5 protein-coding genes and 1 pseudogene are annotated in these 6000 nt (G+C 43.8%); 3 read left to right on the top strand and 3 right to left on the bottom strand.

The annotated features are described in order from the left end of the window. Window positions 1-120: pseudogene (locus FTU19_RS12170) on the top strand (IS30 family transposase); the annotation flags it as partial. A gap of 597 nt (window positions 121-717) precedes the next feature. On the opposite strand, the gene FTU19_RS12165 reads toward FTU19_RS12170, so the two are convergent. The 3 genes from FTU19_RS12165 to FTU19_RS12155 form a co-directional block, all read right to left on the bottom strand. Continuing rightward, window positions 718-1839: a 5-(carboxyamino)imidazole ribonucleotide synthase gene (locus FTU19_RS12165; RefSeq protein WP_179993046.1), complete on the bottom strand. Its 1122-nt coding sequence runs from the start codon at window positions 1837-1839 to the stop codon at window positions 718-720. A 28-nt stretch (window positions 1840-1867) separates the two neighbouring features. Further along, window positions 1868-2380, bottom strand: a complete 513-nt coding sequence (purE, locus tag FTU19_RS12160) for a 5-(carboxyamino)imidazole ribonucleotide mutase (protein ID WP_004780321.1) — start codon at window positions 2378-2380, stop codon at window positions 1868-1870. 197 nt (window positions 2381-2577) lie between these two features. Beyond that, the gene (locus FTU19_RS12155) at window positions 2578-2919 is read right to left on the bottom strand and encodes a DMT family protein (RefSeq protein ID WP_004780323.1); all 342 of its coding nucleotides are present in this window, start codon (window positions 2917-2919) and stop codon (window positions 2578-2580) included. A gap of 241 nt (window positions 2920-3160) precedes the next feature. Here FTU19_RS12155 and mpl point away from each other — a divergent pair, with 241 nt between their 5' ends. Next, a complete protein-coding gene (mpl, locus tag FTU19_RS12150) occupies window positions 3161-4525 on the top strand; it encodes a UDP-N-acetylmuramate:L-alanyl-gamma-D-glutamyl-meso-diaminopimelate ligase (protein ID WP_180131409.1) in 1365 nt (454 codons plus the stop codon). 346 nt (window positions 4526-4871) lie between these two features. After that, the gene (locus FTU19_RS12145; RefSeq protein ID WP_180053993.1) at window positions 4872-5954 is read left to right on the top strand and encodes a zinc-dependent alcohol dehydrogenase family protein; all 1083 of its coding nucleotides are present in this window, start codon (window positions 4872-4874) and stop codon (window positions 5952-5954) included. Window positions 5955-6000 lie beyond the last annotated feature (46 nt).

Here is a 6000-nt window from a genome sequence, read left to right as displayed (position 1 = left end):
TCAAACGAACAAATAGAGCAGATAGAATTTGCACTCAACCATCGTCCTAGAAAAACACTAGGTTGGTATACACCGAGTGAAGTTATGGCTGGTTTTTATACTGTTGCACTTGCCGCTTGAATCCGCCATTTAAAAACTTATCCACAAGTCCATTTTAAATTCAAATCAGGCTCATTTTTTAAATTTAAATTCAAAACTCAGGAAATTACTTTTGAATTTAAAAATTTATTGTGGATAACTTGTCTTTAGATTAGGACTGCTCAATCAGCCAAAGGCTTCTGGTATATAGTATTTCTATTTTAAATTCATTTTTATTAGAAGTAACTATATTTAAATTCAGAACTTTGAATTCATTGATCAGCTTTTAAATTTGAATTCATATTTTTGAATTTAAATTTAAGCAGCGAAGTTTAAATTCAAAGTTCATTTTTAAATTTGAATTTATTTTTATGAATTTAAATTCAAAATCTATTTCCAGTTTTAAATTCAAACTCAATATTAAGTTTATCCACAAGTGAATAACCCAGAATTCAGCCCAAAATAGCAGCGAATTAAATTATTATATTTATACTCAATTGATCAGTTTATAAGCAATTGATTTTAAAAATGATCCGACCAATGGCAGGGGATTTTTAAAGAGGCGCAATCATGCCTGAATCTGGACAAATAAAAAAGCGATCACCGAAGTGATCGCTTTTTTTATCAGCAGCTTAAAGCTTAGATGGTCATATCTTCGCTCAATGCCAATGGATTCGGTAAAATCTTCGCCAGTTGACGGCATAAAGTGGTCAGCTGAGCGCTGTCTGTGGGCATCAAAGTGATGTGACCAATCTTGCGACCTTCACGTTCTGTTTTATTGTACAAATGCAGGTGTGCGCCTTCTAAAGTCAGGACATCTTCAGATTTGGGATGCTGACCGATAATGTTCACCATCACGGTTGGACGCACCACTTCAGTTGAACCCAGTGGCAGACCTGCGACCGCACGAATATGGTTTTCAAACTGCGAGCAGACAGCGCCTTCAATCGACCAGTGACCTGAGTTATGCACACGTGGTGCCATTTCATTGGCATACAGGCCTTTGTCTGTCACAAACAGCTCAAGGGTCAAGACACCCACATAATTCAAGTGATTGAGCAGGCGAGTGATGTAATCCTGCGCGACTGGCTGCAGATCCGCACTATTGGGTGCCGGAACGATGGAATGCGACAGGATGCCGTTATGGTGATGATTTTCAGCCAATGGCCAGGTTTTGACATCACCATTTTGACCACGTACCGCAATGATGGATACTTCACGCGAGAAAGTCACAAAACTTTCGGCAATCAATTCACCAGCAGGGCCGAGTTCCGCCCAGGCCTGATCAATCTGATCTGCTGAACGTAGAACGAACTGGCCTTTGCCGTCATAACCACCACGAGAGGTTTTTAGCACGATCGGTAAGCCAAGCTCAGCAACGGCCGCCTGCAAGCTTTCGACTGAAGTCACCGCTTTATATGGTGCAACCGGAATTTCCAGTTCATCAAATAGTGCCTTTTCAGACAGACGATGCTGTGCAATGGCTAATGCCTGACGAGGCGGATGCAGATCTTTGTTTTGCGTTAAAACGTCGACATCAGCTAGGGGTGTATTTTCAAACTCCAGGCTGAAGACATCTGCACTATTGATGAAATCCTGCAAGCCATTTACAGCTTTTGTTGAGAAAACCGGACCCAAAGCCGCAGAAGGGCAGTCCGTATTGGCTTCAAAGAACGTACATTGAATATTTAGAGGTAGTGCGGCTTGTGCCATCATCCGACCTAACTGGCCGCCACCAAAAATACCGATGGTTTTATCCATTGTGTTTGATCCCGTATTAAGCTTGGACTTACATTTGACCTGGAATATTGTTACTTGCGACTTTCTCGGTTTGTGCCGCGCGGAAATCTGCGACATTTTTTGCGATCTCTGGACGGGTTAAACCTAAAATCTGTGCTGCCATAATGGCTGCATTGGTTGCACCGGCAGGACCGATCGCCAATGTTCCTACGGCGATACCCGCTGGCATTTGCACGATAGAAAGCAATGAATCGACACCATTTAAGATCGAAGATTTGACGGGTACACCCAGTACTGGCAGATCAGTTTTGGCTGCACACATACCTGGTAAATGCGCTGCACCACCTGCACCGGCAATAATCACCTGAATACCACGATCACGCGCTTGTTCAGCATATTCAAACAGACGGTCCGGGGTACGGTGTGCGGAAACGACTTCGGCTTCAAATGGGACACCAAGCTGCTTGAGCATTTTGGCAGTGTGTTCGAGAGTTGCCCAATCTGATTGAGAACCCATGATAATACCTACGAGAGGAGTATCTTGTGCAGCAGCCGCATTCATTGCAAATTTTCCAGAGATTAAAGTAAGAAAGATAAATCTCGACGAGAGAGCCAAGCTTGAATAGGAATGCATATTATAGACTGATTTTTCAGCTTCATAAAATTTAACGGTCAAAGCAAGGCTCGATTTTTCTTATTTTTTTATTGGATTCTTAAAAACTGGAATAAAAATAGGGAAGTAGTGGCTAGTAGATGATTTCAGGAACTGCGGAATACAAAATAGACACAGCCACAGAGACATAGCGCTGCCCATAAATAATCCAGTTTAAACGGCTGTTTGAACAGGAAGATCATAAAGGGAACAAAGACCAGTAGAGTGACGACTTCCTGAGTAATCTTCATTTGACCCACCGCCAGTCCCTGTTGGGCTAATAATTTGGTCGCTGGAATCATCAGGCTATATTCAAACAAGGCAATGGCCCAGCTAAATAAAATCGCCTGCCACAGCGGTGCATCATGCGGCAGGAATTTGAGATGTCCGTACCAGGCCAAGGTCATAAAACAGTTGGCAATCACCAGAAGAAATAGAGCCGGTAGCATCTGCATGCACTCTGCAAAAAGTTCGGGCTTATTTTACGATTTATTTTGCCAAAAGATATTCCGGAAGCTTGAAAATTTCCCTGAATTTGTCTGTGAAACAGGATTTAAAAAATCCCGCAGGAATGCTTGAACTTTGACTATCTTTTCGGTCAAAGCCTTGCTATCGTTGCTTGCAAATCGAATAAATCATGGCAACAGCACCAGTACAAAGTGATGTGTCAGGCAAAATGGAGTGAAGTAGATGCATCTGCATATTTTGGGTATTTGTGGCACCTTTATGGGTTCACTGGCATTACTGGCACGTGATCTAGGCCATAAGGTGACAGGATCGGATCAAAACGTTTATCCACCGATGTCGACCCAGCTGGAAAATGCAGGCATTACTTTAATGCAGGGCTACGACCGCAGCCATTTACAGCCGCATCCGGATCTGATCATTGTCGGCAATGCCATGAAACGTGGTATTGATGCTGTAGAATATATGCTGAATGAAGGCCTGCCTTATATTTCAGGTCCGCAGTTCCTGGCAGATCATGTGCTACAAGGTAAACACGTTTTAGGTGTAGCCGGTACGCATGGTAAAACCACAACCACCACCATGCTGGCATGGGTACTGGATCAGGCCGGTTTAGAACCTGGCTTCCTGATTGGCGGTGTACCGCTTGGCTTTTCTGAAAGTGCGCGCTTAGGTGGCGGTAAATACTTCTGTGTTGAAGCCGATGAATACGATTCTGCTTTCTTCGACAAGCGTTCTAAATTCGTGCATTACCATCCTAAGACGGCAATTCTGAACAATCTGGAATTTGACCATGCCGATATCTTTGATGATCTGGCAGCAATCCAGAAACAGTTCCACCATTTAGTGCGTACCATTCCAAGTGAAGGCCGTATTATTGCGCCAATTACTGAAACGAATATTGATGAAGTGCTAGAGCAGGGCTGCTGGACACCTGTGGTTCGTACTTCTTTAGATGCCAATGAAAAATCTGAGCTTTATGCTGAACAATTGTCAGCAGATGGTTCGCATTTCAAAGTCCTGCAACAGGGCGTAGTCAAAGGCGAAGTACAGTGGAATATGACCGGGCAGCATTCGGTGGCGAATGCCTTGGCCACCATTGCCGCTGCTGAACATGTCGGTGTCTCTATTGAAACGGCTTGTGAAGCACTTTCAAACTTTGGCGGTGTTAAGCGCCGTATGGAACTGCTGGACACTGTACGCGGCATTGAAGTCTATGATGACTTTGCCCATCACCCGACTGCAATTGATACTACGCTCGACGGCGCACGCAAGCGTCTCGGTGAACGTAAACTGTGGGCGATTATTGAACCACGTTCCAATACCATGCGTATGGGCAGCCATAAAGATGGGTTGGCACATTCCGCGCGTCTGGCCGATGAAGTGATCTGGTATCAACCTGAAGGCCTGGATTGGGATCTGCAACCGGTGATTGACGCTGCACCAAATAAAGCTGTAGTCGCACGTACTCTGGATGAGATTATCCAGACTGTAGTGGCTGAAGCAGGTGAGGGCGACGCTGTAGTAATCATGTCCAATGGCGGTTTTGGTGGTCTGCATCAAAAACTGATTAGTGCTTTAAAAGCTTAAAGATTTATATGAAAAAGCCCGTAATAGCGGGCTTTTTTATTTTAAACATTAAATTCGCTTTCTATCTTTTTTAAGAAAATTAAACTTCATTCAAGTTCAAATCAACTTTCTTATTTCACTATTAAAACAGCTAAAATTTATCTTTTTTCTTTTCATTATCTTTTGTTGCAATCTGGATATAAGACTCATTGCAGTCTTTGAGTGCCCTAGGCACAATCAATAAGAACAACAGTATTTCGATCCTCTTTTATCCTTCACCCTCCTGATGATTTTCCAGGCTGTAAAGGCAGCAAAAAAATAGCTTTACCTCTCTTGTTCAGACCCTCATTTCCTTAGGAGATCTGTCATGACAACAATGAAAGCCATGGTGTATTACGGCGCCAATGATATTCGTTTTGAAGAACGTCCTATTCCCCAAATTCTGCAACCTACTGATGCCATTATCAAACTTAGCAAAGTCACCATTTGTGGTACCGACCTCGGGATCTGGAAAGGTAAAAACCCCGAAATTGAAGAGGTCGCAAAAGAAAAAACCGGCAGCTTTAATGGCCGGATTCTCGGTCATGAAGGTATTGGTATTGTGGAAGAAGTTGGTTCTGCAGTTCAAAACTTTAAAAAAGGTGATCGGGTGATTATTTCCTGTGTCAGCCGCTGCGGCACCTGCGAAAACTGTCAGAAACAGCTGTATGCCCATTGTAGAAACGAGGGTGGCTGGATCATGGGCTATATGATTGACGGCACTCATGCCGAATATGTCCGAACCCCATTTGCCGATACTTCTCTCTATCACCTACCAGAAGGTCTGAATGAAGATGTTGCGGTCTTTCTTTCCGATATTTTGCCGACCTCCCATGAAATTGGTGTGCAATATGGTCAGGTCAAACCGGGAGACAATGTAGCGATTGTCGGTGCCGGCCCGATTGGCATGAGTGCCTTGCTCACTGCCCAGTTTTATTCTCCAGCCAATATCATCATGGTCGATGTCGATGATAACCGGCTGGAATTTGCCAAAACTGTCGGGGCCACCCATACCGTGAATTCAGCCAATGAGGATGCTATTCAACGTGTACTGGAACTCACTGATGGGCGAGGGGTGGACTGTGCTATTGAAGCGGTGGGCTTGGAAGCCACCTGGAATATTTGCCAGCACATTGTGAAAGAAGGCGGCCATCTGGCCAATGTCGGTGTACATGGCAAATCCGTCAATTTTGAACTGAATAAACTCTGGATTAAAAACCTGACCATTACCACAGGTCTGGTCAATACCAATACCACCGGTATGCTGCTCAAGACCTGCTGTTCCGGCAAGTTACCACTGGAAAAACTGGCCACCCATCACTTTAAGTTTGCTGAATTTGAAAAGGCTTATGATGTGTTTAAACATGCTTCTGACGAAAAGGCTTTAAAGGTCATGATTGAAATGACTTAGATCATTATCGGCAGCAAAAAAGTCCGCTATGCGGACTTTTTTATTT

It is taken from the genome of Acinetobacter sp. YH12072 (assembly GCF_013419565.1).
Lineage (GTDB): Bacteria > Pseudomonadota > Gammaproteobacteria > Pseudomonadales > Moraxellaceae > Acinetobacter.
Note: the sequence above shows the minus strand (reverse complement) of the source record. Positions and strands in the feature narration are given on the sequence as shown.